The sequence below is a fragment of the bacterium genome, assembly GCA_028820935.1.
Lineage (GTDB): Bacteria > Actinomycetota > Acidimicrobiia > Spongiisociales > Spongiisociaceae > Spongiisocius.
In genome coordinates this window covers 162,275-188,010 of the sequence record JAPPHZ010000029.1, presented here as the reverse complement: position 1 = coordinate 188,010, position 25,736 = coordinate 162,275, and the positions used below count along the sequence as shown (strand labels likewise).

The 25,736-nt window shown below is 66.3% G+C and carries 23 protein-coding genes; 15 read left to right on the top strand and 8 right to left on the bottom strand.

The genetic code is table 11. The features are described 5' to 3' along the window. Positions 1-101: 101 nt before the first annotated feature. From OXM57_06970 to OXM57_06955, 4 genes are all read left to right on the top strand, one after another. Positions 102-1,205, top strand: a complete 1,104-nt coding sequence (locus tag OXM57_06970; protein ID MDE0352417.1) for a Zn-dependent alcohol dehydrogenase — start codon at positions 102-104, stop codon at positions 1,203-1,205. 128 nt (positions 1,206-1,333) lie between these two features. After that, positions 1,334-2,410, top strand: coding sequence for a hypothetical protein (locus OXM57_06965; GenBank protein ID MDE0352416.1), 1,077 nt, complete (start codon positions 1,334-1,336; stop codon positions 2,408-2,410). A 92-nt stretch (positions 2,411-2,502) separates the two neighbouring features. Beyond that, on the top strand, positions 2,503-4,089 hold the full coding sequence (locus OXM57_06960) for a carboxypeptidase-like regulatory domain-containing protein (GenBank protein MDE0352415.1): 1,587 nt from the start codon (positions 2,503-2,505) through the stop codon (positions 4,087-4,089). A 31-nt stretch (positions 4,090-4,120) separates the two neighbouring features. Further along, complete coding sequence (locus OXM57_06955; protein ID MDE0352414.1) at positions 4,121-6,139, top strand: alkaline phosphatase family protein; 2,019 nt, start codon at positions 4,121-4,123, stop codon at positions 6,137-6,139. Positions 6,140-6,157: 18 nt separating this feature from the next. Here OXM57_06955 and OXM57_06950 read toward each other — a convergent pair whose 3' ends face one another. The 3 genes from OXM57_06950 to OXM57_06940 all read right to left on the bottom strand — a co-directional run bounded on the left by OXM57_06950 (position 6,158) and on the right by OXM57_06940 (position 8,916). After that, a complete protein-coding gene (locus OXM57_06950) occupies positions 6,158-7,048 on the bottom strand; it encodes an amidohydrolase family protein (GenBank protein MDE0352413.1) in 891 nt (296 codons plus the stop codon). A gap of 64 nt (positions 7,049-7,112) precedes the next feature. Continuing rightward, the gene (locus OXM57_06945; GenBank protein MDE0352412.1) at positions 7,113-7,898 is read right to left on the bottom strand and encodes a hypothetical protein; all 786 of its coding nucleotides are present in this window, start codon (positions 7,896-7,898) and stop codon (positions 7,113-7,115) included. Positions 7,899-7,923: 25 nt separating this feature from the next. Next, positions 7,924-8,916, bottom strand: coding sequence for a Gfo/Idh/MocA family oxidoreductase (locus OXM57_06940; GenBank protein ID MDE0352411.1), 993 nt, complete (start codon positions 8,914-8,916; stop codon positions 7,924-7,926). Between the two features lie 159 nt (positions 8,917-9,075). Here OXM57_06940 and OXM57_06935 point away from each other — a divergent pair, with 159 nt between their 5' ends. The 6 genes from OXM57_06935 (at position 9,076) to OXM57_06910 (ending at position 15,330) form a co-directional block, all read left to right on the top strand. Next, on the top strand, positions 9,076-9,999 hold the full coding sequence (locus tag OXM57_06935; GenBank protein MDE0352410.1) for a U32 family peptidase: 924 nt from the start codon (positions 9,076-9,078) through the stop codon (positions 9,997-9,999). A 91-nt stretch (positions 10,000-10,090) separates the two neighbouring features. Next, complete coding sequence (locus OXM57_06930; protein MDE0352409.1) at positions 10,091-10,882, top strand: creatininase family protein; 792 nt, start codon at positions 10,091-10,093, stop codon at positions 10,880-10,882. Further along, positions 10,879-12,048 carry a M20/M25/M40 family metallo-hydrolase gene (locus tag OXM57_06925; GenBank protein MDE0352408.1) on the top strand — a complete coding sequence of 390 codons (1,170 nt, stop codon included), beginning with the start codon at positions 10,879-10,881 and terminating at the stop codon, positions 12,046-12,048. The genes OXM57_06930 and OXM57_06925 overlap by 4 nt, the downstream gene beginning before the upstream one ends. 147 nt (positions 12,049-12,195) lie before the next feature. Next, positions 12,196-13,059: an amidohydrolase family protein gene (locus OXM57_06920; GenBank protein ID MDE0352407.1), complete on the top strand. Its 864-nt coding sequence runs from the start codon at positions 12,196-12,198 to the stop codon at positions 13,057-13,059. Then, positions 13,056-14,174 (top strand): hypothetical protein, encoded by a 1,119-nt coding sequence (locus OXM57_06915; protein MDE0352406.1) that lies wholly within the window; start codon positions 13,056-13,058, stop codon positions 14,172-14,174. Before OXM57_06920 ends, OXM57_06915 begins: the two co-directional genes overlap by 4 nt. A 31-nt stretch (positions 14,175-14,205) precedes the next feature. After that, positions 14,206-15,330 carry a mandelate racemase/muconate lactonizing protein gene (locus tag OXM57_06910; protein MDE0352405.1) on the top strand — a complete coding sequence of 375 codons (1,125 nt, stop codon included), beginning with the start codon at positions 14,206-14,208 and terminating at the stop codon, positions 15,328-15,330. On the opposite strand, the gene OXM57_06905 is transcribed toward OXM57_06910, so the two are convergent. Continuing rightward, entirely contained in the window at positions 15,303-16,076 is a 774-nt protein-coding gene (locus OXM57_06905) for an IclR family transcriptional regulator (GenBank protein ID MDE0352404.1), read from the bottom strand. The genes OXM57_06910 and OXM57_06905 overlap by 28 nt on opposite strands. Positions 16,077-16,274: 198 nt before the next feature. Between OXM57_06905 and OXM57_06900 the strand changes: the two genes are divergently transcribed. From OXM57_06900 to OXM57_06880, 5 genes are read left to right on the top strand one after another with little or no spacing between them, the layout of a single operon-like run. Then, positions 16,275-17,471, top strand: coding sequence for an extracellular solute-binding protein (locus OXM57_06900; GenBank protein MDE0352403.1), 1,197 nt, complete (start codon positions 16,275-16,277; stop codon positions 17,469-17,471). A gap of 36 nt (positions 17,472-17,507) precedes the next feature. Next, the gene (locus tag OXM57_06895) at positions 17,508-18,434 is read left to right on the top strand and encodes an ABC transporter permease (GenBank protein ID MDE0352402.1); all 927 of its coding nucleotides are present in this window, start codon (positions 17,508-17,510) and stop codon (positions 18,432-18,434) included. Then, positions 18,431-19,243: an ABC transporter permease gene (locus tag OXM57_06890; GenBank protein MDE0352401.1), complete on the top strand. Its 813-nt coding sequence runs from the start codon at positions 18,431-18,433 to the stop codon at positions 19,241-19,243. The genes OXM57_06895 and OXM57_06890 overlap by 4 nt, the downstream gene beginning before the upstream one ends. Then, positions 19,240-20,382, top strand: a complete 1,143-nt coding sequence (locus tag OXM57_06885) for an ABC transporter ATP-binding protein (protein MDE0352400.1) — start codon at positions 19,240-19,242, stop codon at positions 20,380-20,382. The genes OXM57_06890 and OXM57_06885 overlap by 4 nt, the downstream gene beginning before the upstream one ends. Positions 20,383-20,390: 8 nt before the next feature. Continuing rightward, positions 20,391-21,296 (top strand): acetamidase/formamidase family protein, encoded by a 906-nt coding sequence (locus OXM57_06880; GenBank protein ID MDE0352399.1) that lies wholly within the window; start codon positions 20,391-20,393, stop codon positions 21,294-21,296. Positions 21,297-21,318: 22 nt separating this feature from the next. Here the strand turns inward: OXM57_06880 and OXM57_06875 are convergent, their stop codons facing one another. From OXM57_06875 to OXM57_06860, 4 genes are all read right to left on the bottom strand, one after another. Further along, the gene (locus tag OXM57_06875; GenBank protein ID MDE0352398.1) at positions 21,319-22,188 is read right to left on the bottom strand and encodes an LLM class flavin-dependent oxidoreductase; all 870 of its coding nucleotides are present in this window, start codon (positions 22,186-22,188) and stop codon (positions 21,319-21,321) included. A gap of 27 nt (positions 22,189-22,215) precedes the next feature. Next, a complete protein-coding gene (locus tag OXM57_06870; GenBank protein MDE0352397.1) occupies positions 22,216-23,328 on the bottom strand; it encodes a mandelate racemase/muconate lactonizing enzyme family protein in 1,113 nt (370 codons plus the stop codon). Between the two features lie 94 nt (positions 23,329-23,422). After that, entirely contained in the window at positions 23,423-24,334 is a 912-nt protein-coding gene (locus tag OXM57_06865) for a dihydrodipicolinate synthase family protein (protein MDE0352396.1), read from the bottom strand. A gap of 154 nt (positions 24,335-24,488) precedes the next feature. Continuing rightward, on the bottom strand, positions 24,489-25,496 hold the full coding sequence (locus tag OXM57_06860; GenBank protein ID MDE0352395.1) for a Gfo/Idh/MocA family oxidoreductase: 1,008 nt from the start codon (positions 25,494-25,496) through the stop codon (positions 24,489-24,491). Positions 25,497-25,736: the final 240 nt, after the last annotated feature.

Here is a 25,736-nt window from a genome sequence, read left to right as displayed (position 1 = left end):
CAAGCAGAGCACGCCAAGTCGTTTGCCAGACAGACCACTCAGGTCCGCAAGCAGCGGCGTGAGGTACGCCCCAGGCAGCGCTCCGTGCAAGGAGGATCTGGATGAGGACAAGAGCAGCGGTGCTGCGCGAGTTCAACACTCCGCTGGTCGTCGAAGAGGTCGAACTGGAAGAACCCAAGGCCAACGAGGTTCTCGTCCGGATGGTGTCAAGCGGCGTGTGCCACAGCGATCTGCATCTGGTGCAGGGTCACATTCCCGTCAACCTGCCGCTCATCTGCGGCCACGAGGGAGCCGGCATCGTGGCCGCCGTCGGACCCGGCCCCTCGACCGTCCAGGTCGGCGACCGTGTGGTCCTTTCGTGGGTTGCGCCGTGCGGCACATGCAGGTACTGCGCCACAGGACGCCCTGCGCTGTGCATGACCGCGATCGGACCCTCCTGGGAGGGGCGGTTGCAAGACTGGACCAGCCGGTTCACGGGCAGCAACGGCGAGACGATCAGCCACAGCATGATGTTGTCCACCTACTCTCGGGAGGTGACCGTGCCGGCTCCGGCAGCGATCCCGGTCCCGGACGGTGTTCCCCTCGAGCCCCTCGCCGTGATCGGCTGCGCCGTCTCCACCGGGGTCGGAGCTGTCGTCAACACGGGCAACGTGCAACTCGGCGACAGCGTCGCCGTCATCGGCTGCGGGGGCATCGGACTCAACGCCATCCAGGGAGCGCGGCTGCGGGGCGCCGGGAAGATAATCGGAGTCGACATCGCCGAGCACAAGCTCGAAGCCGCCCGACGCTTCGGCGCCACCCATACGGTGAACGCCTCCGAAGTGGAGACGGCCGAGACCCTCATCGCCATGACCGGCGGACTCGGGGTGGACCTGGCGGTGGAGGCGATCGGCGATCCCGAGACCGTGGCCACTGCGGTCCGTTCGCTCTGCCGGGGAGGCACGGCCGTGCAGGTGGGCGTCGCACCGTACGGGTCCGAACTCACCGTCGACATGGGCCTTCTGATCGACGAGCGCAAGCTCTTGGGCTGCTACTACGGCTCGCTGCGGCCCGCCTTCGACATCCCCCGCTATGTCGAGTTGTACAAGGCCGGCAAACTCCTGCTGGACGAACTGATCACCGCCGAGATCGACCAGGAGGACATCAACGGCGCTCTCCACCAGTTCGAAATCGGAGAAGGCATCCGGAGCCTGGTCCGCTACTAGCTAGGACGGTCATCGGGTTCACATCACCCTCCGCGAGTTGAGAGGCTCGGATGTCCGGGCCCGCCGATCCACGGGACAGGATCGTCCTCGGCATAGATGGAGCGCCCCCGGATAGGATGGCGCGGACGATGGCCGTGTCGGAGGTGCCCATGCCGCACGTGATGACAGTCCGGGGGCCCATCAGCCCGTCGGGGCTGGGCCCGACCATGACCCACGAGCACATCTTCGTCGACTCCCGCCATGCCTGGAGTCCGTCCCCTGAAATAATCGATTCCGAGGCCGCCGACCGGCCCTTCGAGGTGCGTCTGGCCGGGATCAGCCGCTGGAACCAGTCGGCCTACCGGCAGAATCTGGTCCAGAGCCCCGATGACGACTACGAGTTGATCTCCGAGGAGGTCGGTGAGTACGTGCGGGCGGGTGGTGGCACGATCGTGGAGTTGACGACCATCGGCCTCAGCCCGGCGCCCGAGGCCCTGGCCCGGTTGTCCGCCGACCTCGATCTCCACATCGTGGCCGGTACCGGCTTCTATGTCCGAGCACTGCATCCCCCGTGGGTGGAGAATATGAGCGTGTCCGACCTGACCGAGTTCCTCCGGCGCGAGGTGACAGAAGGCATAGGAGGTACATCGATCCGTCCGGGAATCATCGGAGAGATAGGCACGTCGGAGACGCTGTTCGACGTGGAGGAGCGGGTCCTGCGGGCTTCCGCCCGCGTCGCGGTCGAGACGGACACGGCGATCAACGTGCACTGCCACCCTCCTGCGCTGGAGGTCGTGCTGCGCATCCTCGACATACTCGAGGAGGAGGGGCAACCCCTCGACCGGACCTCTCTCTCCCACCTCGACGAGATCACCGATCTCGACTACCACAGGGCCGTCTTGGAGCGCGGACCGCTGGTGGGGTTCGACAGTTTCGGCCAGGACGGCTACTTCGAACCCACTTGGAAGTCCAAGAGCGACCAGGCCAAGCTCGAGACCATGCTCGCCCTGGCCGAGGACGGTTTCGAGGATCAGTTGATCATGGCCCAGGACATGCATAAGAAGCATTACCTGCTCCGCTATGGCGGGTTCGGCTACAACCACGTCCTCGCCCGGGTCGTACCGAGGATGAAGCTGACCTACGAGGTCGGCGACCAGTTGATCGACAAGCTGCTGGTCACCAACCCGGCCCGACTCCTGACCAGGAAACACGAAGCTGTCCAGTAATACCGGACCGTTCCGGACGGGTCCGCCGGCGCGCTGTCCGCCATAATGAGAAGGGCTCGGAGCCGGCGCTCCGGTGGGAGCCGCGGAGGTGGATGGTGCTGGTCGGATACGTGAGCGACGAGTTCTACGTCGCGATCCCGAACGTCGATGTGGAGTTCACGAGGGGTAAGACCTCGGTCAGGGCCCGCTCCCGCGCATCCGGATCGATTCATGCCGGCGTGGAACCCGGCGCCTACCGCGTCTACCTGACCTGCCCGGGCTTCACACCCAAGTGGGTCGACATGGAGGTCGTGGAGGGCCGGATCCACCACTTCCGGCTGCTGTCGGACAACCTCAGCGGTTACGTGTGGCCCAAGTGGACGAGATCCGGGGAGGTGGGTCAGGTCCGCCTCCACTCGCCGTACAACTCGGTGGTGAGCCTCTGGCGGTACGGGTGGGAGCGTGAGTTCATCTCGAAGCTGGGTCACTTCGATGACGAGCCTCGCGGCGCCTATGCCCAGATACTCCCGGACGGCGACCTGACCCAGAAGGGCGTGAAGTGGAGCGACCACGGTTACTCGTTCCCCGAGGTCGACCCCAGGGTGTACGTGGAGGCGCCCGAGCGATCGGGTCTCTACTACTTCCACGCCAAGGACGCGACCGGCGCCTTCTTCTCGTTCCCGTGGATAGTGGCCCCCCGGAAACCGCGGCACCCGCTCGCCGTCCTCGCGTCCAACATCAACTGGAACTGCTACAACCACTACGGCGGGCGCAGCAACTACGTATCCGCCATCAAGCTCTCTCCCCGGCCTCACTACAACTTCCGCCAGGAGGAGGTGTACTACACGGACCCTGCCCTCCAGCCGTGGATAGCGGATGAGTACGACCCGCTGTCGTTCGACCGCCCGGAGCCGCTCAACATGACATCCGAGCACGGTTCCATCACCGATCCCATGGAACGCCGGGGCGAGGAACACGTCGCGCCCGCCGAATGGCGCCTGCTCGGATGGCTCGAGCGGGAAGGGTTCGGCTACGACTACTACGCCGAGACGCAGCTGCATTTCGACGAGATGCCCCTTGAGGATTACGAGGTGCTGATCGTCAGCACCCATCCCGAGTACTGGTCGGCCAAGATGTACTACCAGGTGAAGTCGTGGGTGTTTGACGGCGGCGGGAAGCTGATGGTGCTGGGGGGCAACAGCCTCAATTGCGAGGTGGAGTTCCTGGACCGGACAACGATCACCGTGCGGAACAACGACCACCGCAAGCGCCCGCCCGGTTACGAGAGCCGGTTCGGGACCCGGCACGAGTCAGAAGCCCACCTGACCGGCGTGGTGACCACCCACACGGGCTACGAGACGGGCGCCCCCTACCAGGTGATCGACCCGTCGCACTGGGCCCTGGCAGGTACCGGCCTCGCCGAAGGTGACCTTTTCGGCACGGAGTCGCTCGACCGGCGGGCGCCCGGCGGCGCGTCCGGGCACGAGACCGACAAGCGGACACCCTCGTCCCCGCCCGGAATCAGGCTGATCGCCAAGGGAACCAATCCCGACGGCGGCGGAGCGGAGATGGTCCATCATCGGACGGCGAGCGGTGGGGAGGTCTTCTCGGTGGGTTCGATCTCCTACACCTGCTCGATCGCGGTCGACGACCAGGTCTCGAAGGTGACCCGGAACGTCCTCGAACGGCTCCTCTCGTGACCTCACCTTCCCGCGCCCGCCGGGCCGTGCGATGACGCGGGTGCTGCTCTTCGGGATCGACCAGATGATCCTGCCCCTCACCGAGCACTTGATGGGCCTGCGTACCTACCCGAACCTGGAGCGGGTCCTCCACGGTGAAGGTGCGGTGTCAGAAGCCATCCCCTGCTGGCCCGCCTGGACACCCACCAATTGGGCCACCATCGCCACTGGGGCGGATCCCGGCGCGCACGGAGTGATCAGCTGGGAGGTGTCCCTGCCCGATGGCCGATGGCTTACCAGCTTCCACTCCTCGGCGCTGAAGAGCGAGACCTTGTGGGAGGCCGCCGACCGGGCCGGCTTGAAGGTCGGGCTGGTGCACTACCCGGCATCGTGGCCGTCCCGCCTGGAGAACGGCTTCGTGATCGACGGCTGCGCTTTGCCCGACTACGGCCAGACCCCCTTCGAACTGGTGTCGGGTCAGGGATACTGCACCGACGCCTACCTCCCCATCTCCCGCCGGGTCGATTTCGAGTCCCAGTCCCGATGGACCAATCTCGGAGGCGGTCTGGAGCCCCGGACCGGCACGCTGGAGATAGTCGCCAAGGTGGGCGCCGCCGTCACCGAGGTGCCGTTCGCCGTCACCGGCGATGACCGGTACGACCGCATCGTGCTCAGCCTCTCCCGCGACGGGAACGACCTGCTGGCCGCCACCTCCGCGGGAGAATGGAGCGACTGGTTCGTGGTCCCGGTCGCCTCCGTTGACGGACGGACGCGGATACGGCTGATCCGCTGCGACCCACGCACCGGAGAGTTCCACCTGTGGCGCAGCCAGGTGCTGCCGGTCAACGGACCTTCCGAACCCGGTTGGATTCTCGACGCCCTCACCCGGCAGCTCGGGCCCTACCAGGAACACGTCAGCGAGATCGCCGCGCTCGGGGGCGCGGCCGACTACGAAACCATGGCCGACGAGGCCCGCTACCAGATCCGCTGGTTCGCCCGCGCCATGCTCGAGCTGCTGGACCGCCACGGGTGCTCGCTGGTGGGATTCCACTGGCACTGGCTGGACTGGGTCAACCACCTGCACCTCGGGCACGTGGACCCCGAGTGGCCCCACTACCGGGCAGACGGAGCGGAAGAACACCTGGAGGTGATCCACGACGCTCTGGACATGATCGACGAGGCGCTCGGCATCGTCCTCGAAGGCCTCCAAGGCGACGACCTGCTCATCCTGGTTGCCGACCACGGCAACCTGCCCGTGGACCGGATGATCAACTTCCGCCGCTACTTCGTGGAGACCGGACGGACGGTGCTCGTGGACGCGGATGGCTCCATCGACGAGGGCAACACTGACTGGGACCGGACCCAGGTCTACGTCCCCGACCGCCTCAACGCACCGGAGATACGCCTCAACCCGGCGCTTGAGCCCGAGCAGGCCGGGGCGGTGATGGCAGAGGTGATCCGGGATCTTCGCACCCTGGTCGATCCCGGTACCGGCAAGACCCCGATCGCGCTGGCGCTACCGAAGCGGGAGGCCGCGCTGCTCGGGTGGTACGGTCCCGACGCGGGTGACATCCTGGTCATCCTGGAATCCGGCTACGTATGGGACACGGAAGCCCACATCGACTCCGAGATCATCGACGCGGCGATAGAGAGCGACGTGGCGCCCCACTGGCACGGCGACGCGCCATCGCCGGTGTTCTCGGACCATCCCCCACCGGAGACCGCCGCCCACGGCCACGTCCTCCCCACCGCCTCCACTTCTCTTTCGTCGAACATGGCGATCCTGGCGATGGTGGGAGGTCCCGCCGGCCGCGGGTACCGGAGGGATCCGGATCTGTTGGGTCCCGCCTGGCTCAAGGACATCGCCCCGACCATCGCGCACGTGCTCGGCATCCCCCCACCCCGCCATAGTTCGGGCGGCGTCCTGCACGACTTCCTGGGCCGGGATCCCGGAACCATGGAGCGGGACGGGAACCCACCCTCGCACTACCAGATACCGAGGGACGTCAAGGATGCCCAGGTCGGCATGTACGACTTCTCGATCCTCGATACCCCAGCGGCAGAAGGTTGAATCCGGCCTTCGGGCCGGTCACTCCCAGTCCGGGAAGGGCCGTCGCCAGTTCTCGTAGATGATCGCGTCCTGGATCTCCTCGGGAATGGTCGGGAGCCGGGTGCCTTCGACGATGTCGTTGATATGTCTGAGGCCGTTGATCACGTTGTTGATGGTGCCGGAGGGGTAATCGGAGGCAAGTAGCAGCTTGTGGTCGACTCCGTACTCCATGGCGGTGACCATCGCCTGCCAGTAACGCCACGGCCGGTAGTGGACAGCCGAGATGTCCGCGTACATGTTGGGCGACTTGCGGATCAGGGCGACGACATCCTCCTCCCAAGGATGGCCGAGATGGGCGATGATCATCCTCAGTTCGGGAAACGCCATGGCCACGTCCTCCAGCTGAAGGGGCAAGGCCCAACGGAGCCTGGCGCGGCTGGGAAAGGTAGTGCCCTGATGCCATATGATCGGGATGCCGTATCCCGCACACTTGCGGAAGAAGTCCCAGTAGGCGCGATCGGTCGGATCGAAATGCTGGTAGGTGGGACCGAGCTTCAGGCCTTCCAAACCTAGGTCCTCCACGCAGTGGGTCAACTGGTCGATGGCGTCCGGCGCGGTCGGGTTCACGGACGCCCAGCCGATCAACTTGTCCGGATGGGTCGCCACGTATTCGGCGATCAGCCGGTTGGGGACGACGATCCCCGTGGGCTCCGCCTGTATCCCGAACACCACTACCTTGTCGGCCGGTCCCGCAGCCTCCCAATGGTCCGCGGGCCGCGAATCGTAGGAATGCAGGTCGAGGTGGGCGCTGTGGACCTCACCCCCGGACTGCTTCATCTTGACCAGCTTGGATGCCAGGGCCTCCTGGGCCGCCTCCTCCGACCAGTGATCCGGGTACCAGCCTATGTGGGTGTGGACATCGACTATCACGGAATCACCTCCTCTTGCGATCAACCATGGTCCATGCCGTGTAACGGCCGGGACGTCGGCGGGTTCATGGCGCGATCACCCCGCCCGGATAGCGGTCGAAGACTTTCACATCGTGGATAGGGACGATGTGCCGAGCCGTCGCCCGGACCCTCGCGTAGCAGTCGAGCGCCTCGTACATGTTCTCGCTCAACCCCAGCATCTCGCCATCCTCCACGTTCTCGTAGAAGAAGTACGAGTCGGAGATGGCGACCATTCCGACCGCCGTGTCCACCTCCACCACGATCGACTCCCGGTGATGGGCCCCCGACCACCAGGTGCGCAGGCCCGGAGCGAGCTGGTCCTCGTCCTCCAGCAGGCGCACCCGGTCCCAACTGTCGGTCACGAGATCCACCAGGGTGTCCCTGGGAATCGACCGCCAGCGGTCGTCGTGGGGGTGGTCATGGGTGGTGTGGAAGTGGATCCAGCCCCGCTTGGCGATGCAGATCCGGGCCGATCTGAACTTGTGGAGAGTCCCGGTGGTATAGAGCTCCAACGGGGTCAGCAAGACGTGGGTGATGTCATCGGGCGTCAGGCCGACCGTCTTGAGGGCACCGGTCATGTAGTGCTCCGGCTGCCTCTTCAGATCACCCTTCGGAGCGTCGTGGAGGTACCGCATCTTCGGCCAACCTTCCTCGACCATCGTGGTGTCGTCCGGAGGCGATGTGTTGACGAGAGCTGTTATCCCTCCCCCTTGTATCAAGGTCACGTTGAACCCCAGCGGGTACATCTTGTCCCAGTGGCTCATCCAGAAGACCTCGGGTCCCGCGATCAGCGACTCGCCCACGCTCAGGACCCTCACCGAGTAGTTCACAGCTTTCTCCTTTCAGGGACGACTGTTACGAAACATCCACCGGCTCACCGCTCCGTGAAGACTCGTCCAACGCCAGTGCTACCTCCAGCGCCGCCCTGGCGTCCTCCAAGGACACCGGCCACTCCCGGATGCCCCGGGCCCAGCCCAGGAAGTGGCGGTCTTCGATGGCGACCGAACCCGCCACGGTGCCACCCACGTCGAACGCACCGTGCGTCCTGAGCCACCTATTCTCCTCGAGGGAATAGACCCTGGTCACCGGATCGCGCATCTCGACGTATCCGGCCCCGCGTGTGCCGAAGACGGCCAGCCGGTAGTCCCCCGCCAGCCCGGAGCGGTGGTTCATGACCCAGTTGAACTCCACCGACCCGACCGCTCCGCCCGCGAAACGCAGGGTTGCCACGACCGCGTCCACCGCGCCCTCCCCCAGCGAGGCGGTGGACGCCGGCATGGCCTGAACCCGAGCGATGTCCCCCGCCAGCCACCGGAGCAGGTCGAGGTCATGGACGCCCACCTCGACGGGCAGCGTCGTCCGGTGTGCCAGGAGGCGCCCCTCGAATGCCGGCACGTTGCGCCGGGCGCTCAAGCTGACCGGATCCCCGATGTCCCCTCTGTGCACGCTCCTGGCCAGAGCGACGTAGTCGGGCTCGAAACGCATCGTGTGTCCCACCGCCAGCCGTCCGCCCGCCTTCCGGGCAATCCCGATTATGGCATCGGCGTCGTTCAGGTCATGAGCGATCGGCTTCTCGCAGAAAACCGGAAGTCCGGCCTCCAGGCAGCGGCCTACCACCGCGAGGTGATGCTCCTGAGGGGTGCAGACGAAGACCGCTTCGAGACTCTCGCCTCCCAGCAGATGATCCAGATCGGTGTAGAAACGCACCCCGGAAGGCAACCTGTCGGTAACGCCCGGATCCAGGTCGCAACATGCGACCAGATCTGCGTCGGGCAGCGCGTCGAGGACCTGGACATGAACCGAGCCCATCATCCCGACACCCACCACGCCACAGCGGACGGGCTCCACGTGTACCTCCTTCCGGGCATGCCGCTTCCGCCTGAGACGCCTCGGGCGGTTGGGTGCTGTGCATGCCTCACAAGCGCCTGGTTGACGCCACCAGGCAATTCTCCAATAATCATGCCACGCAACGCCGTTGCGACGCGCGCAACACCTGTGGAGGGTTGAATGAAGATACAAGAAGCGCTCCGCCGGCAGGGACTGGTCGCCGCACGGAAGCCGGTGGACAGTGACCGCCGTTTCCCCGACGGCGCCGAGTATCGGATCGAGATCCCGAGCGTCGAGGGCCCCAGGGTGCTAGCGGCAGTCGTTGAACAGGCCGATCGCTACGACCTCACCGTCAACCGCGTCTCTCAGGGCAGCGGGGGCATGCTGCTGGAGGAGGGCGAAATCCGGGAAATGGCCGCAATCGGCGCCGAGACGGGCCTCGAGGTGTGCCTGTTCACCGGACCCAAAGCCGGCTATGACGTGGGGGCCTTCAGCCGGTCGGAGGACGGGCGCAGCCAGTTCGCCCAGATCAGAGGCATGCGCCAGCTTCGGTACGCGGCGGCGGACATCTTCAGGGCTACCGAAGCCGGGATCCGCAGCTTTCTAGTGGGTGACCTGGGCCTGCTGGCGGTCCTCACCCGGATGCAGCGTGATGGCGACCTCCCGAGCGAGACGGTATGGAAGATCTCGGCCTACATGGGAGTCTCGAATCCGGCATCCATCCGCATGCTCGAGGAGATCGGCGCCGGGTCGGTCAACATCCCCGCCGACGTGACGCTGGAGCAACTCTGGGAAATCAGGTCGGCTGCATCCATACCGATCGACCTCTATCTAGAGACCCCGGACAGCATGGGACCCGTTGTCCGCGGGCACGAGATCGCCGACTTCGTGGCCGTAGGGGCTCCGCTGCATGCAAAGATGGGCCTGGCCAACGCCGGCGGCGTCTACCCATCCGGAGGTCATACCGTGGGCACCGCCATCGCCAACGCTCGCGAGAAGGTACGCCGGGCTGCCATCGCCCTGGAGTGGCTACAACGGGAGAGACCGGCCTCGGTCCAGTCGAAGCCTCATGCGGCCGGGCTCGGTATCCCGGTCGTGTCGTGAGTGCGTGCTCCAGGTCGATGGGCATGCACCCGTTCCGAGTATTCCGGGTGGCAGCGGTGCGAACGTTGACCATCCAAGCTAAGAGTTCCCGGTGAAACTGCTCTTCGCCGAGTTGACGCGTGTCGAGTCGCGGACGATTGCCCGGGACGGTGTGCTGGTCCTGCCGGTGGGCGCCACCGAGCAGCACGGACCACACCTGCCGGTCGGCACGGACTCGATGGGCGCCGAATACGTGGCCCGCTCGGCGGCGGCGATGGTGGCGGACCGGTTCCCCGTGTCGGTGGCCCCTACCCTCTGGTACGGATCCTCTCCCCACCACATACCGTTCGGCGGCACCCTGTCGCTCACGGCATCCACATTCCTGTCAGTCCTTATGGACATCGGGCGGTCCATCGCCCACGCATCCTTCCGCCGCCTCTTCATAGTCAACGGCCACGGCGGGAACCACGAGGTAATCGGTCTGGCCGCTCGCGATCTCGCACTGGAGGAGGGCATGGAAGTGGCGGCGTGCTCGTGGTGGCAGCTGGCGGCTGAGGAGCTCGCGGCGGCGGGCGCCCGCGACATCGGACGCCTGCCGGGCCATGCGGGCGCCTTCGAGACGTCGCTGATGCTGGCATTGGATCCTTCCCTGGTGCGGGAACCCCGACCCCATCGGCCTGGTTGGGTCTCCTCGATCGGCTCCATTGACGTGCCGGTGCGGGTCGAACGTCCGGGAAGCTGGCAGGAGACCGAGGGATTCACCGACAGCCCGGCCGCCGCATCCGAGGAGTTGGGCCACACATTCCTGAAGGTCGGAACCGAGGCGGTGGCCGCTGCCATGATCGACTTCTACGAGGGCTCGCCGAGCGCGCCAAGCGCTCCGGACGAAAGGGAGAGAACATGAACCACCGGTTCGAACGCGCCGCCGCCGCCGTCGAGACGCGGCGGGTGGTCGAGATCGCTCGAGCACTGTGCAGCGTCCCGTCGGATGATCCCCAGGCCGAGGGTCCGCGAGCCGAGATCATCGCCGAGACCCTCGAGCGCGCCGGGGCGGACGTTCACGTGGCGGATGTCGTAGCCGGCCGACCCAACGTGATAGCGCGGGTAAGGGGCGAGGGGAGAAGGCCACCTCTCGTCTTGCAGGGTCACATCGATGCCGGGGTGTACCCCTCCGACTGGACCCACAGCGCCCACAGCCCCTGGGAATCCGGCGGGAGGTTGTACGGCGGAGGCATCACGGACATGCTCGGAGGGGTAGCGGCGATGGTGGCTGCCGTGGAAGCCGCCGCCGGATTCCGCCGACTTCCGGGTGACCTGATCCTGCACGCGACGATGTATCACGACGGCATCGGGCTCGGCGCGAAGTACGCGCTGGCCACCGAAGGACCCGGCGAGGGTTACGGCATCTGCGGGGAGCCCTCGGATCTGAACATCCACACCGCCAACGGGGGGGCATTCAAGTTCGAGATTACCCTGACGGGGTCTCCCGCGCACGTGTCCCGCATGGAGTCGGCCGTCGATACCCTCCGCCCTGCGGCGGCAATTTACGACAAGCTCGTCGACCACGAGTTCGCGCACCAACCGGAACCCCGGCTACCTGACCTGCCCCGCCTGCTGATCGGGGAACTCAAGGCCGGCAGTTCGCCTGCGGCCGTGGCAGAGTCGGCGACCATCACCGGCGATCTCCGGTATGTCCCGGGGATGGACCGGACCACGGTCAGGCAGGAGATCCTGGACATCGTCCAGAGCGTGGTGCCGGACGACGTAGGCCACCGGGTACGGATCATCGGTTTACACCAGCCTTTCCTGGGAGCCACGTCGGGTGCCTTGGTAGATGCCATATCGGCCGCGCAGACCGCCATCGTCGGCCATGCCCCGCGAGTGACCAACGAACTGCCCGGCCAGGCGTTCGTCACCGACGCGGCGGATCTGGCGGCGGCCGGATTGGAAACGGTCGTCTACGGCGTGGGCGCCTGGTACTACGCCCCGGACGAGTGGGTCTGGATCGACCATCTGGCCGGTTCCGCCCGCGTGTACCTGGCCGTGGCGGCGACACTGGGAGGGTACTGAAAAATGTCCGGTTGGCCCGAAACTCGGCAACAAGACCGCATGCCAGGGCACCACGGGCCATCGAGGGTCCATCCCCGCCTTTTTCAGCACCCTCCGAGCAGATACGTGACCGCACGGCGTGGCGCGCTTGCCTGAGGTCCGCCCAACATGATCGTCGACGCCCATACCCACGTCGGTTCCCGCGATCACTTCAGCCCCAGATTCGTGGCTGAGATGGTCCGGGCCTGGGGCGAGATGAATTGGCCGCAGGACGACCTGGATGCGCACCGGGTGGCCATGGAACACGTCGACCGGGCGATAGTGGTGGCGATGGATGCCCCGGCGGTGGGGATGGTGGTGCCCGATCGGTACGTCAGCGAGTACGTGGCGTCCCAGCCGGGCAAGCTGATCGGGTTCGCAAGCGTCGATCCCAACCGGCCCGACGCCTTGGACCGGTTGACCTTCGCGGTCTCGGAACTGGGTCTCAGAGGTCTCAAGGTGGGACCCATATACCAGCACTTCGATCCCACCTCCCCCCAAGCCATAGCCCTGTTCCGTCACGCCGAGAAGCTCGAACTGCCGGTGCTGTGCCACCAGGGCACCACCTTCGTCTCGGATGCGCCGCTGCGTTGGGCCAGACCTTTCCTGATAGACGATGTTGCCCGCGCCTGTCCGGATCTGCGGCTGTTCATCGCCCATCTCGGCCACCCGTGGTGCGAGGAGACGATGGCGGTGATCCGCAAGCACCCCAACCTGTACGCTGATATCTCCGCCCTGCACACCAGGCCCTTCCAACTGTATATGGCGTTGCGGTCCGCGATGGAGTACCGGGTCACCGGCAAGCTCCTATTCGGAAGCGACTTCCCTTTCGCCACGCCGTCCGGCACCGCCGAGGCGTTGCGTGCGGTCAACGATTCGGCGGGAACAGGCTGGCCACCGATCCCTCAGGAGGTCATCGAAGGGATCATCCGGCGCCCGGCGCTACAGGTGCTGGGGCTCGAGGACGAGTCGAACCAGGAGGCCGTTGTATGAGAATCGAGCGGATACGTTCCACGGCGGTGGCCGTGCCTATGGTCGAGGAGCGGATAATCGCCGGCGCCAGCGGGACTCACCAGCGTTCGCCTTTCCTTATCCTCGAGGTGGAGACCGACGAGGGCCTGGTGGGGCTGGGAGAAGTGTCCTGCACCCCGGTCTGGAGCGGCGAGGACTCGTCAACCGCCCGGCACGTGATCGAGACATATATAGGACCGGCGGTCACCGGCCTCGATCCCCGGTCGCCAGAGGCGCTCCACCCGGTGATCGACGGCGCCATAGCGGGCCATCACTTCACCAAAGCCGGGGTCGAGATGGCGCTGTGGGACATTGCCGGCAAGGCGGCAGGGCTACCCGTCCATCGGTTGCTGGGCGGGCCGGTCATGCCCCGGATTCCGACCAAGTTCTCGGTGACCGGTCGAGAGCCGGACCACGCGGCCGAGGTCGCCTCCTGGGCGGTGGAGCAGGGCTTCACGGCCATGAAGGTCAAGGTCGGGCGGGGCGGTGTCGGAGCTGACGTGGCCCGGGTGGCGGCGGTGCGGGCGGCGATCGGTGACGACGTGGTACTGGGTGTGGACGCGAACGGGGGGTGGAACCGCGGCGAGGCCATCCAGGCCGGCGGTCAGATCGCCCCGCTGGGCGTCTCGTTCATGGAACAGCCGGTACCGGCGCGGGACCTGGCAGGCATGGCCGAGGTAAGGCGGCAGGTCAGGATGCCGGTGGTCGCCGACGAGTCCGCCGGTACACCGGAGGACGCGGCGCTGCTCGCGCTGAACGAGTCATGCGACATCCTGTCCGTTTATGTCGGTATGGCCGGCGGGATAGCCGCCGCCAGGCGGGTGGCGGCCGTGGCCACGTCATTCGGTCTCGGGTGGACCATCGGATCCAACCTGGAACTCGGCATAGCGCTGGCGGCCCACATCCACATCGCAGCCTCGACCCCCGGATTCGACCGGCGCGTACCGGCGGACATCCTCAGCCCCTTCTATTACGAGGGTGATGTGATTGCCGAGCCTCTCGACGTGAGAGCGGGCGTCGCTGTGGCACCTGAAGGCCCCGGGCTGGGTGTGCGCCTGGATCGGGACGCCCTGGAACGTTACAAAGACACCGGTTGAGCCCGCCGGAGCGGATCGGACAGCTGGTTTCTTGCGCATAACCGGGATCACAGCCACGCCCGTCGAGGTTCCCCGGCTGGCCCGCTTCCTGCCCAGGACCGCGCACGGATCGGTGAAGGCGAGCCGCTATGTCGTGCTCGAGATCGAGTGCAGTCCGGGAAGGACGGGACTCGGCGAGATCACCTGCGACCCACGATGGAACGGGGAGGAAGCGCTGGAGACCTCCAGGTTGCTGAGAGGTCCTCTGGGAGAGGCCCTCCTCGGCGCCGATCCCCTCCAGTGGGCCGACGTATCCGCCCGGATCGACGGGGTGGTCAGCAACCGGCCATTTCTCCGGGCGGCTGTCGAGATGGCCTGCCTGGATGTGGCCGGACGCCACTTCGGAATACCCGCCCATGCCTTCCTGGGGGGCGCTTACCGCACGGGGATCACCACCAAGCTGGTGCTCCCGGCGCGGGACGTCGAGACCGTGGGGGCCATGGCGGCCGACGCCGCCGGCCTGGGAGCCACCACGCTGAAGGTGAAGGTGGGGCTCGGGGTTGAAGAGGACATTGCCCGGGTGGCCACGGTCCGCAGCGCCGCCGGACCGGATGTCCAGATCACCGTCGACGCCAACGAGGGATGGAACCCCGAGGAGGCGGCAACCGCGTTCGAGGGGTTGGCGGCACTCGGCGTGGTTGCGGTCGAGCAGCCGCTCCCGAGGATGTCAGCCGCAGCATCGGCCACCCTCCTCCGGTCGACGTCGATGGCGGTCATGGGTGACGAGTCGATCTGGACCGCCGCAGATGTGGTCGAGGCGGCCCGTCACCGCTCCTTCGATACCGTCAACCTCTACCCAGGTAAGTGCGGTGGGCTGAGGCGGACTATCAGGATGGCCGGTCTGGCCCGTGCCGTCGGGCTGGCCGTGTCGTTCGGCTCGAACCTCGAACTCGGCGTCGGCGCGGCGGCGATGGCCCATACGGCGGCAGCCACGAAGTATCTGAGCCCGACGGTGCCGAGCGACCTGATCGGGCCCCTCTACTTCGAGGCGACCATGGTCGAGAACGCCCGTTTCGTGGGGTGGCGATCAGCCACGGTCCCGCCGGGCGCCGGCCTCGGCGTGCGGCTCGACCGGGGGGCTCTGGACGCTTACCGGATCCCGGACGGCGCGGTCTGACCCGGGGCGCTCCCGGCGAGCGGGACCGCTTTGAACGCCCGGACATGTTCGAGCAGTCGTGGCGCCAGCCCGCTCATCCTGTCCTTGGTCCAGCGATCGGACGGCCCGGTGATCGAGATGGCTACCGGGTCCAGGTTGCTCCCGAGACGGAGGGCGAAGCCCATGCAGCAGACGCCCAGCCGGCCCTCCTCGAAATCAAGGCTGTATCCGCGGTCCCGAGTGCGGCGCACCTCGGCCGCCAGGGTGCTGCGGGACGTGATGGAGAACGGCGTCAGACCCACCAGATCGAGGTCGGTTATCAAGGATTCCGCCTCAGGCTCGGAAAGGACCGCTAGGTAGGCCTTACCGAGCGCCGAGGTATGCAGGGCGTCCTGGGTTCCCAACTGGCAGGAAACGCGCAGCGGGTCGCGGCTGTCCACGCGTCCGACGATGAGCATTCGACGGCGATGCGGTACCGCGACATGCACCGTCTCCCCCGACAGGTCACGGAGTGTCTCGGCAAGCTGGAGCGCCTGCCGGAACGACGTGCCCGCCGCGGCGGCCTGCCCGAGTGCAACGAGATGGGGACTGACCGTGTACGACCGCCGGTCGTCGAGCACGATCCAGTCAAGCTCGCACAGGGTGTTCAGCAGCCGCAGGGCGTTGGACTTGTGGACGCCGATTTCCGATGCCACGTCGTCGAGCCTCACGCTGCCTTCCCGGGCCACGAACTCGACCGTACGGACAGCGCGCGCCACCGTCTCCATCAAGACCACTGTTCCTCCCCGACAACGAATCCAGAACAGTAACCGATGGAATCGCCGGGGAAAACCCCGCCGCGGCGACCTGCGTAACCACTTGACACGTTCGAGAGGGGGGCACCAGAATCAGCAACGCAAGACCGTTGCGCAGAACGCAACGGAGTTGACCATGTGGAGACGGAACCCTTCACGGAGGAGGACTCGATGACTATTCGAGGACGCGTTTTGGTCACGCTCGCGGCGCTCGCCCTTATGGTGGCGGCCTGCGGCGAGGACGAGCCTGCAGCGACGACCGCGGCTGCCACCACGGCCGCGCCCACGACCGCGGCACCCACGACCACGGAAGCAATGGCCGAGGCCATGAGCGCTTGTGAGGGCGCAACCCTGAGCTTCATCGGTCTCGACGGCGAAGCGGGCGAAACGGAACTTCAGGCCTGGCGCGACGAGAACGGCGTCGCTCTGGAAACCAACTGGCCGGGTAGCTGGCCCCAGTTCGTCGCGGCCATCAAGGTGGGTGACGTATACGACCTAGCCACGATCGCCTACCACGTCGGTCCCCGGCACATCGAGGCAGGCCTCTTCCAGCCGATCGACACTTCGAGGCTGGAGAACTGGGACAAGATGTTCCCGGGTCTCAGGGAGAACTCCTCGCTGAGGGGTGCCGACGGGCAGGTGTATGGCGTGCCGATCGCCTGGGGTGACGGGCCCTACATCTACCATCCCGGACGGGTGGCCAACCCCCCCAAGTCCATCACCGAGCTCATGGAGCCGGAGTGGGAGGGCCGCTTCACCATCTTCGACTCGCCGACTCTCGTCTTCTCGATGCTGGCGATTGCGAACGGGTTCGATGACGGCGTGGGCGACCGCACCAACATAAACGCCGATCAACTCGAGGTGGTGAAGGATCAGGCACTGCAGATCCTCCGCAACGCATCGGCGTTCGCCAACGGCTACCGGGACGCTACCGACATCATGGTGGCGGGTGACTCGGACCTGAACGTCAACGGCTGGGAGGCCATGCTCACCTGGGCAGAGGAGCAGGGCGAAACCCTGGACTTCGCCTTCTTCGAGGAGTCGGGCGGCGGCGGCTGGTGGGACGGACTCGCCATCCCGGTCACGGCCGACGACGTGGACTGCGCCTACGAGTACATCGACCTGATGATCTCGGACGAGATCAACGCCCAAGTGGGCGAGAACCTGGTGTCCGGCGTGGTCAATTCCAACTCGGCGGAGATAGCCGGTCCGGGCGCTCAGATATACGACTACGACCTGGTCCGCACCGATACTTCGGCCGTCTCCTTCCGCAATGCTCAGCCACCGGAAGATGACGAGGCGCCCGAGGGAATCACCTCGATCTCCGACTGGCTTGACGCCTGGGAGGAGATCAAGGCCGAGGCATAAGGGTCAGCGCCTGACGGCATCGCCCAGCGGCAAAGGATGACGGAGAGCGTCACGAGGCGAGGACCTCGCAGGAAGCGTTCCCGACGGGGAACATCCGGCGAGGTCCTCGTCGCGATCGATCGCCGCCGGAGAGTGGCCGCCTGGTTGCAGCTGTTCCCGGGGTCAGCGTACTTCGCGCTGCTGTTCCTCGTTCCCCTGGCCGGCCTGCTGGCCATGAGCTTCTTCCGGCTGGTCGACTTCGATCCGGTGCCCGCTTTCGTGCTGTCGAACTACGCCGAAGTCCTGACAACCTCCATCCACGCCCGGCTCGGACTGCGGACCATCCAGGTGGCGGGCATCCTGACGGTCATCGTTCTCCTCGTCAGCTTCCCGTGTGCCTACGTCCTCAACTTCGTCTTCCGGGCGAAGCGACAGCTCCTCTACTTTCTGATCCTTGTAAGCCTCTTCGGCGGCTACATCGTTCGCATCTACGCCTGGCGGAGCATCCTGGGCCGCCAGGGCGTCATCAATCAGACCCTCATCGGGATGGGCATCATCGAGGAGCCGATCCGCTACCTCCTGAACAGCATGTTCGCGGTGGGGGCCTCGCTCGTGAACTTCCTGATTCCCCTGGGTGTGCTCCCGATCTATGCGGCGATGCAGAACGTGTCACCGCACGTGATCGAGGCGGCTCGGGACCTGGGCGCTTCGAGAATCCGGGCGGCCCGCCAGATCGTCCTGCCGCTGTCGATGCGGGGGGTGCGGGCGGCCACTGCGTTCGTTTTCATAGCAACACTGGGTGAATGGGTGACGCCGCGGCTTCTCGGCGGGACCAAGGACCTGCTGATAGGTAACCGGATCGAGTTCTACTTCGGCCAGAGCCTGGAATGGCCGCAGGGAGCGGCCCTGGCCATGACCTTGATGGTGGCGATGGGCGTGTTCGCCTACATCATCATCTCGCTGATGAAGCGGCTCACGCGATGACCGCGCCGGATTGGCGCCGGACGTTGGTGCGCTTGCGGCGGCGTCCTCTGGGATCGGCCGCCTTCATGGTGCTGGTGTTCGTCTTCCTGTTCTCGCCGCTGGTGGTCATGGTCGCGTTCTCCTTCAACTCATCTCCCCGCCTGAGCTTCCCATTCGCCGGAATCTCGATCCGCTGGTACCAGGAGATCTTCACCGACACCCTGGTATTGAGGGCTTTCCGACGCAGCGTCCAGGCGGCGGTGGTGACCGCCGGCATCACCGGAGTGCTCGGACTCCTCGCCGCCCTGGGAATACTGAAGGTGGCGGCCCGCTGGAGGACCGTTTTCCTCACCACGGCCCTGGGCCCGCTCGCCATCCCGGGACTGCTCTACGCGATCGGGCTGGCGGTCTTCTACAGGCAAATCGGCGTGGGGCGTTCCATCTGGAGCGCCAACCTCGGCCATGCTCTCATCGCGCTGCCGTTCGTATTCCTGATCATCGGCGCCTCTCTCGAACGCTTCCGGTTCGGCCTTCTGGAAGCGGCCCAGGACCTCGGGGCCACACGCTGGTACGCGTTCCGTACCGTCACGCTCCCCCTGATCCTGCCGGCCGTCATAGGCGCCATGCTCCTGGCGGCGGCGATCTCGGTGGATGACTTCGTGATCGCCTTCTTCACAGCCGGGCAGGACAAGACGTTGCCGCTCGTGATGTACGGAAGGGTGCTGAAAGGCATCGACCCGACGCTGAACGCTATCGGTACAGTGATGCTGATACTTACGACGAGTCTGGCCTTCATGGCCGCCAGCAGAACCACGATTGGCGAACGATGACCGACGGTTCCGGACAACACTTCCAGCCCGCCATCCTCTTGGAAGGTGTCACCAAGCGCTTCGGCAGCGTCGTGGCAGTCGACAACGTGACGCTGGCTGTGGAGGAGGGCGAGTTCTTCTCCCTCCTAGGGCCCAGTGGCTGTGGGAAGACCACGCTGTTGAGGATGCTGGCCGGCTTCGAGACGCCCGACGACGGGTCTGTATACCTCCGGGGCGAGGACGTGACGCTGGTGCAACCCAACAAGCGGGCCACCAACATGGTCTTCCAGAACTACGAGTTGTTCCCGCACATGACGGTGTTCAACAACGTGGCATACGGCCTCAAGCTGAAGAAGGTACCCAGGAACGAGATCGAGCAGCGGGTGAACGAGATGCTCGAGGTGGTCGGGGTCGGGGGTCTCGGCGCCAGGGCGGCGGACCAGTTGTCGGGAGGCCAGCAGCAGCGCGTAGCCCTCGCCCGGGCCCTCATCAACCGGCCGGCAGTGCTGCTTCTCGACGAACCGCTCAGCGCTCTGGACGTCAAGCTCCGCAAGCGAATGCAGCTCGAACTGAAGTCGATCCAGCACTCGCTCGGGACCACGTTCGTCTACGTGACCCACGATCAGGAGGAGGCGCTGCTGATGTCGGATCGGGTAGGGATCATGGACCACGGACGCCTCTTGCAGATCGGGGCGCCGCGCTCCATCTACGAACAACCCAGGAACGAGTTCGTGGCGGACTTCGTGGGTACGCTCAACGACTTCGCCGTCACCGTGACCCGCACGGATGGTGACCTGGCGGTGGCGGAGAACGGCGACGGCGACCGGATCGTCGTGATGGCCGGTCACTCCTGCAGGGCGGGAGACACCCTCCGGATAGCGGTCCGACCGGAGCGGATACTCGTAACCCCTCGTGCCGAGGAAGCCGACTCCAGTCAACTCGGCAACAGACTCCTCGGCCGGGTTCAGGACGTCATCTACATGGGACCGTTCACCCAGTACCTCGTCGACACGGGAATGCTCGGGCGGGTTGTCAGCCAGAGGGTGAGCAACGAGGAGGCGACCCTTATCACGCCCGGCCTGGAAGTAGCGGTGACCTGGGGAGTAGACGCGGCGTTCCCCCTCAGCGACCGGGATCCCGTCGAAGCCCCGACCACGTAGCAGGCTCCATGCGGCGCATCACCCGCGACATCGTCTCCTACTACTACGAGGTCGCCGATCCCCCGCGGCTCGATGTCCCGCCCGGCGAGACAGTGATCTTCGAGACCTGGGACGCCAGGGCGGGCGCCTTGCTCGACCGCCCGCCGGGCATCCCCTTCGAGTTACCCCGGCCGACTCCCGGCCGCGGCAACCCCCTGACCGGGCCGCTCGCGGTGCGCGGAGCCGAGCCGGGCGACGCCCTCGTGGTCCGTATCGATCGCATCGAGTGCCTCTCCCCCGGTTGGTGCGGCGGCCACGCCCATGTCGGACCGTTCCCCGAGGGTCGCGTTCCGCGTCCGGTGGGCCGGGTATGCGCGATCGAGGAAGGTGCCATCCGGTATTCGGACGGCGTGCTCCTACCGGTGGAACCGATGGTTGGCTGCATCGGCACCGCCGTCCCGGGCGACGCTCCCCAGGCCGGGATTCCAGGACGGCACGGCGGCAATCTCGACCACCCGGTGATCGCCGAGGGAACCACCGTCATGCTTCCGGTCTTCTCGAAGAGCGCCCTGCTCTATCTGGGCGACGTCCACGCCACTCAGGGCGACGGGGAGTTGTCCGGCGTCGGTGTGGAGATCCCGGCTGAGGTGACCGTGAAGGTTGACCTCTGGAAGGGAGCCCTGCTCCGATGGCCCTGGGCTGTGACCGAGGACGCCGTGATGGTCATGACCGCGCATCTCGAGTTCGAGCGTGCCCGCGAAGAAGCGGTCGAAGAGATGCTGCAAGTACTGGAGACGCAACTGGGATTGGAGCCGGGGGACGCCATCGCCCTGATCTCGGTGGCAGGGAACCTCCGGATCGGCCAAGCCTTCGGGGCCATGGAAATGACCCTGCGGCTCGAGATGCCGCGATCACTGGGGATCGTTCCCGCATAGCCCGACGGCGGTGCCGACGTGCTCAGCCCAACTCGACGCCCGCCGACCGTGCGTCGTCGGCGTACGCCTCCAAGGGCTCGTCGGCGAGCGCCGCGCCCAGGGGAAGGGTCATCACGCGGTGGACACCCAGAGCCCGGTAGGCGGCCAGGTGCTCGACACGCTCCGGCCCGGGTGGTGCGGCGTTCCCGTACCAGTAATGAGCCGAAACTCGCAGCGAGTCGGGGTCACGCCCGACCTCCTCGCATCTCGATCGGACCACCGGGAGCAGGGGCTCCAGCTCATGAGGCAGCAGCCCGTCGACGTTCAGCTCGTCGGCGTACCTGGCCGCCAGCCTCCATGTGACCTCGGTTCCGTTGCCCCCCACGATGATCGGTATTGCCTCCTGCGCCGGAGCCGGATTGGACCGAACAAGGCCGCGAGCGGGCTCCTCGCCGGGCGGAGGCCCGCGGAGCGCCACCGCCATCTCCAGATGACTTTCGAGAATCCGCAGACGGGCCCGGACGCCCGGATCCCCGTAGCCGTAGTCGACCCAATCTTCGCGTTTCCAACCGGCGCCAAGCCCGAGGTCCACCCGGCCCCCGCTGGCGGCGTCCAGGGTGGTGATCATCTTCAGCATCATGCCCGGATTGCGATACCCGGCGCAGAGGACCAGGTGGCCCATCCGGATGGTCCTCGTGGCGGATGCCACACCGGCGAGCAGTACGAAGGACTCGAGGAGCGAAGCTTGGCGGAGGGGTTCCTCGGGCGTGAGATGATCGTTGACCCAGACCGATTCGAATCCCAGTTCCTCGGCCCGGGTTGCCACCTCGATGGCTCGCCGGAAGGCTCTCGGCGTCGCCCACCCCGAGTACTCGCCCAACCACCCCTGCGGGACCAGCACGCCGGCTCTCATTCCGTGCCCTCCTTCTCGACCAGCCTCTCAGCCGAGCCTCGTGATCGTGTGCCGGGCGACCAGGTCCGGATCCAGCTCGACACCAAGCCCGGGCCGCGGCGAGGCTAGGGCGGCGCCGTTGTTCACCTGGACCGGCGATAACACGCCTGTCTCGTGGTACCCGGCCGGGAGCATGTGTTCATAGTAGGTGCGCCCCGCAACGCTGGAAGCGACGTGCAGGTTGGCCGCGTTGGCCAGCGGGTTGCCCCCGAACCCGATCTCGAACGGCATCCCGGCCGCCGAGAGTTCGTCACAGAGCTCCTTCAACCCGGTGACGCCCAGTTTGCGGGCACTCACCCGGACGATCTGGGGCGCTCCCAACCGTAAGGCCAGGCGGGCTTGGTGAGCGAGGAACCCGATCGCATCGCTCATCGCGAGGGGCGTCCGGAGCGCATCGGCCAGCCGTAGGATGCCGGTCCAGTCGTCCGGCGCAACCGGGTCCTCGTACCACGCGAATCCGGCCTCGTCGAGCGCCATGCCGACGGCCAGAGCCTTGGTCAGGTCGTAGGAATTGTTGGGGTCGAACACCAAGGCGACGGTCGACCCGACCGCTTCACGCGCCATGCCGGCCAGCCGGATGGCGTCGGACTCGGGCACCGCGCCGGGATGGATCTTGTAGGCCCGGAAACCCCTCTCGACAGCCTCGAGGACCTGCTCGACCACCAACTCCGGCCGCGCGTGCACTGGAGGAGAGGTGGCCACCGCGGGAATCTCCCGGCTGTGCCCTCCCAGCAGTGCGAAGAGAGGTAGGCCCCTCGCTCTGGCGACAGCATCCCAGAGAGCGATGTCGACGGCCGCCATCGCAGGTTGGAGGGGGAACCCGTGCCCTGCCCATCGGTCCAATCGGGTCCAGATCTGGTCCGGTTCGGTGAGTCGGCGACCCACCAGCCGGGGCTTGATCACGTCGGTTAGTTGCGCCAGGCACGGTGCAAGTTCACCGTCGAGCGGGCCGATCAGCCCGGTGGCACCGAGGTCCGGGTCGGTCCGTACGCGAACTACCCCGTAGCGGAGCCGGCCGCCGATGTAACCACGTTCGTCGACTACCGGGATGGTCGCCACGTCCCACTCGACGATATCCACCACCAGGTCAATTATCTGCATTTGGTTCTCCCGGCTTCGATCGCGATCGTGAACCGCGTCCGTGACCAGCGTCTGCTCCGTCGGTTGGTACCGGCGTGAACCCATGGGAGCGTCGTTACAAGAGCGGGCCGCCGACCGCTTCACGAAGCAGGTCGAAGCGACGGTCCACCTCGAGCCGGGTTTCCGGGTCGAGCCGGTAGCCCACCGGCCGGCGGACCCGGGCGCTCCTGAAAACACCTTGCCGGACCAGCAGGTGCTTCTCGACGGCGATGAAGCCGTCCAGCCCGGTCTGCAAGGAGATCAGGGCCGTGAGCGGTCCGTTGATCGCGTCGATCCGCGGCCGATCGTCACGCGCGAGCGCATCCCACAGGGCGACCAGAGCCCAGCAGACCTCGGCTCCCGGCATGGTCCTGACGACGCCCCGGCGGTAGCTATCCACCAGTGCGATCCCTCCGGAACCCTCGAACACGCGGGCCGCTCCCCCGGTGGCCTCCTGCAGTTCGGTCAGCCGCGGGCCGATCGGTTCTGCCTCCGGCTTGAACAGGACCCGTCCCGGGTATTCATGGAGAAGTTGGGCCTGCAGGCCGATCGACATCGGCGCGCCCACGTAACCACTGGCATCCTGGATCACGACCGGCGCGGCGGTGGCATCCAGCAGCGCGCCGTAGTAGACGGCGAGTTCGTCGTCGAGGCTTGGAACGGTCGTTGGTGGGATGGCCATGAGGGCGGAAGCCCCGGAACGCTCGGCATGGAGCGCGTAGTCGACAGCCACATTCGTGCTCTCCGCTCCGACGCTGACGATGACCGGCCCGTACGCCAGGCCGATCTCGCCCGCCGCCTCCGCGAGGTCCCGCCGTTCCTTCCCGGACAGCCTCAGTGTTTCGGACACCATGGCCATGACGATGCCGTCCACGCCGTGATCGTGCATCCAGCGGATCTCGTTTCCGAGGCAATCCCAATCGATCGTGTCGTCGTCCAGGAAGGGGGTCTGGAAAACGGGAAAGACCCCGGCGAGTTCGTCGGGCATGACCGGATGGTACCGGTTCCGGGCAAAGGAACCCCATACCGTGAGGCGTTCCCGCCAGCTGGCTTGATCCGGAGGTATCCCTGGTGAGGACCTATCCGCGCACCCTCCGAGAAGGCCTGCTACCGGCTACGCGATGCCGTCACCCCGTCGGTTGTCAGCCACCGACCTCGGCAATCGAGACTACGCGCCCCTCTGCTATCGACCGGTCCATCGCCAGGGCCGCCACGAGAGCGGCCCGGGCGTCGTGCAGCGTGAGGGGCCAGTCCCGACCGTCGCGCACCCGGCCGAGGAAGAAAGCGTCCTCCGAGGGAAGGGCGCCGAACGGTACGTCGTTCGGGTAGGAGTAGTAGCCCGAATGAACATGCTGTAGACCGTCCAGGCTGAAGACGACCGCCGGTGAGTCGCGGGTCTCGATATACGCGCTCCCGCGGGTTCCGAAGACGGCCAACCGGTGGTCAGAGCGCAGCCCGGATTCGAAGGGAAGAATCCAGTTGTGATCCAGGGCACCGACCGCGCCGGACCGGAACCGCACGGTGCCGACCGCCGCATCCGGCCCCGGTCCCACCACCGCGTGTGCGGCAGCCTCTGCGTAGACGTGTTCGATGTCCCCGACCATCCAGCGCATCACATCGAGATCGTGGATGGCCATTTCCTGGGGAATGGTGGTACGGCCCGAGATGATCCTGCCCTCGTAGTCGGGCGCGTTCCAGCGCGCCGAGATATGGACTATGTCACCCAGCCGCCCTTCCGTCACGGCCTGGTGTATGGCGACGTAGTTCGGGTCGAAACGCAATGTATGGCCGATCACCAGATCGCCGGTGGTCGATGCATCGAGCTCCATCATGCGATCAGCGTCATCCAGCGAGGACGCGAACGGTTTCTCGCAGAAGACATGCAGGCCGCGCGTCAAACCGGCCTCGACGACAGGCAGGTGCAGGTGCTGGGGCGTGCATACCCACAGCGCTTCGAGGCCCTCGACACCCAGGGCAGTATCCAGATCGGTCGTGAAGAGGGTTCCCTCCGGGACAGTGGCGCCGGCATCGGGGTCGGTATCGCAGACGGCGACCAACTCCGCCGCCGGATGCGCGGCGATGATCCGAGCGTGTTCCCTGCCGATCATGCCGTGCCCGACCAGGGCGCACCGGATCGGCTCCATGGTCATCCCCTCTCGTCACTCTGACGCGGCCTGTGACAAGCCGGGGTGTGACAGCGCCGGCGGGTCACATGAACGGTCGGTCGCGCAGTGTACCTAGGAGTGTGCTGAAGAATATCCAGTTGGCCCGCTAATCGGTAACGAAACCTGAGGTAGACGCCGCCCGTAATGGTCCCCAGGTCTCCGTTCGCCAGCACGGTGCTTCCCGCTATGAGGGTCCGGGACATGTGTCTCCCTGTACCATCGGGG

Excerpts from the sequence above, each read along its gene's own strand:
- OXM57_06965 (MDE0352416.1), top strand. The coding sequence starts at position 1,334 with ATGGCCGTGTCGGAGGTGCCCATGCCGCACGTGATGACAGTCCGGGGG.
- OXM57_06900 (MDE0352403.1), top strand. The coding sequence starts at position 16,275 with ATGACTATTCGAGGACGCGTTTTGGTCACGCTCGCGGCGCTCGCCCTT.
- OXM57_06880 (MDE0352399.1), top strand. The coding sequence starts at position 20,391 with ATGCGGCGCATCACCCGCGACATCGTCTCCTACTACTACGAGGTCGCC.
- OXM57_06860 (MDE0352395.1), bottom strand. The coding sequence starts at position 25,496 with ATGACCATGGAGCCGATCCGGTGCGCCCTGGTCGGGCACGGCATGATC.
- OXM57_06895 (MDE0352402.1), top strand. The coding sequence starts at position 17,508 with ATGACGGAGAGCGTCACGAGGCGAGGACCTCGCAGGAAGCGTTCCCGA.
- OXM57_06890 (MDE0352401.1), top strand. The coding sequence starts at position 18,431 with ATGACCGCGCCGGATTGGCGCCGGACGTTGGTGCGCTTGCGGCGGCGT.
- OXM57_06960 (MDE0352415.1), top strand. The coding sequence starts at position 2,503 with ATGGTGCTGGTCGGATACGTGAGCGACGAGTTCTACGTCGCGATCCCG.
- OXM57_06875 (MDE0352398.1), bottom strand. The coding sequence starts at position 22,188 with ATGAGAGCCGGCGTGCTGGTCCCGCAGGGGTGGTTGGGCGAGTACTCG.
- OXM57_06915 (MDE0352406.1), top strand. The coding sequence starts at position 13,056 with ATGAGAATCGAGCGGATACGTTCCACGGCGGTGGCCGTGCCTATGGTC.
- OXM57_06920 (MDE0352407.1), top strand. The coding sequence starts at position 12,196 with ATGATCGTCGACGCCCATACCCACGTCGGTTCCCGCGATCACTTCAGC.
- OXM57_06870 (MDE0352397.1), bottom strand. The coding sequence starts at position 23,328 with ATGCAGATAATTGACCTGGTGGTGGATATCGTCGAGTGGGACGTGGCG.
- OXM57_06955 (MDE0352414.1), top strand. The coding sequence starts at position 4,121 with ATGACGCGGGTGCTGCTCTTCGGGATCGACCAGATGATCCTGCCCCTC.
- OXM57_06925 (MDE0352408.1), top strand. The coding sequence starts at position 10,879 with ATGAACCACCGGTTCGAACGCGCCGCCGCCGCCGTCGAGACGCGGCGG.
- OXM57_06885 (MDE0352400.1), top strand. The coding sequence starts at position 19,240 with ATGACCGACGGTTCCGGACAACACTTCCAGCCCGCCATCCTCTTGGAA.
- OXM57_06865 (MDE0352396.1), bottom strand. The coding sequence starts at position 24,334 with ATGCCCGACGAACTCGCCGGGGTCTTTCCCGTTTTCCAGACCCCCTTC.
- OXM57_06970 (MDE0352417.1), top strand. The coding sequence starts at position 102 with ATGAGGACAAGAGCAGCGGTGCTGCGCGAGTTCAACACTCCGCTGGTC.
- OXM57_06935 (MDE0352410.1), top strand. The coding sequence starts at position 9,076 with ATGAAGATACAAGAAGCGCTCCGCCGGCAGGGACTGGTCGCCGCACGG.
- OXM57_06905 (MDE0352404.1), bottom strand. The coding sequence starts at position 16,076 with ATGGAGACGGTGGCGCGCGCTGTCCGTACGGTCGAGTTCGTGGCCCGG.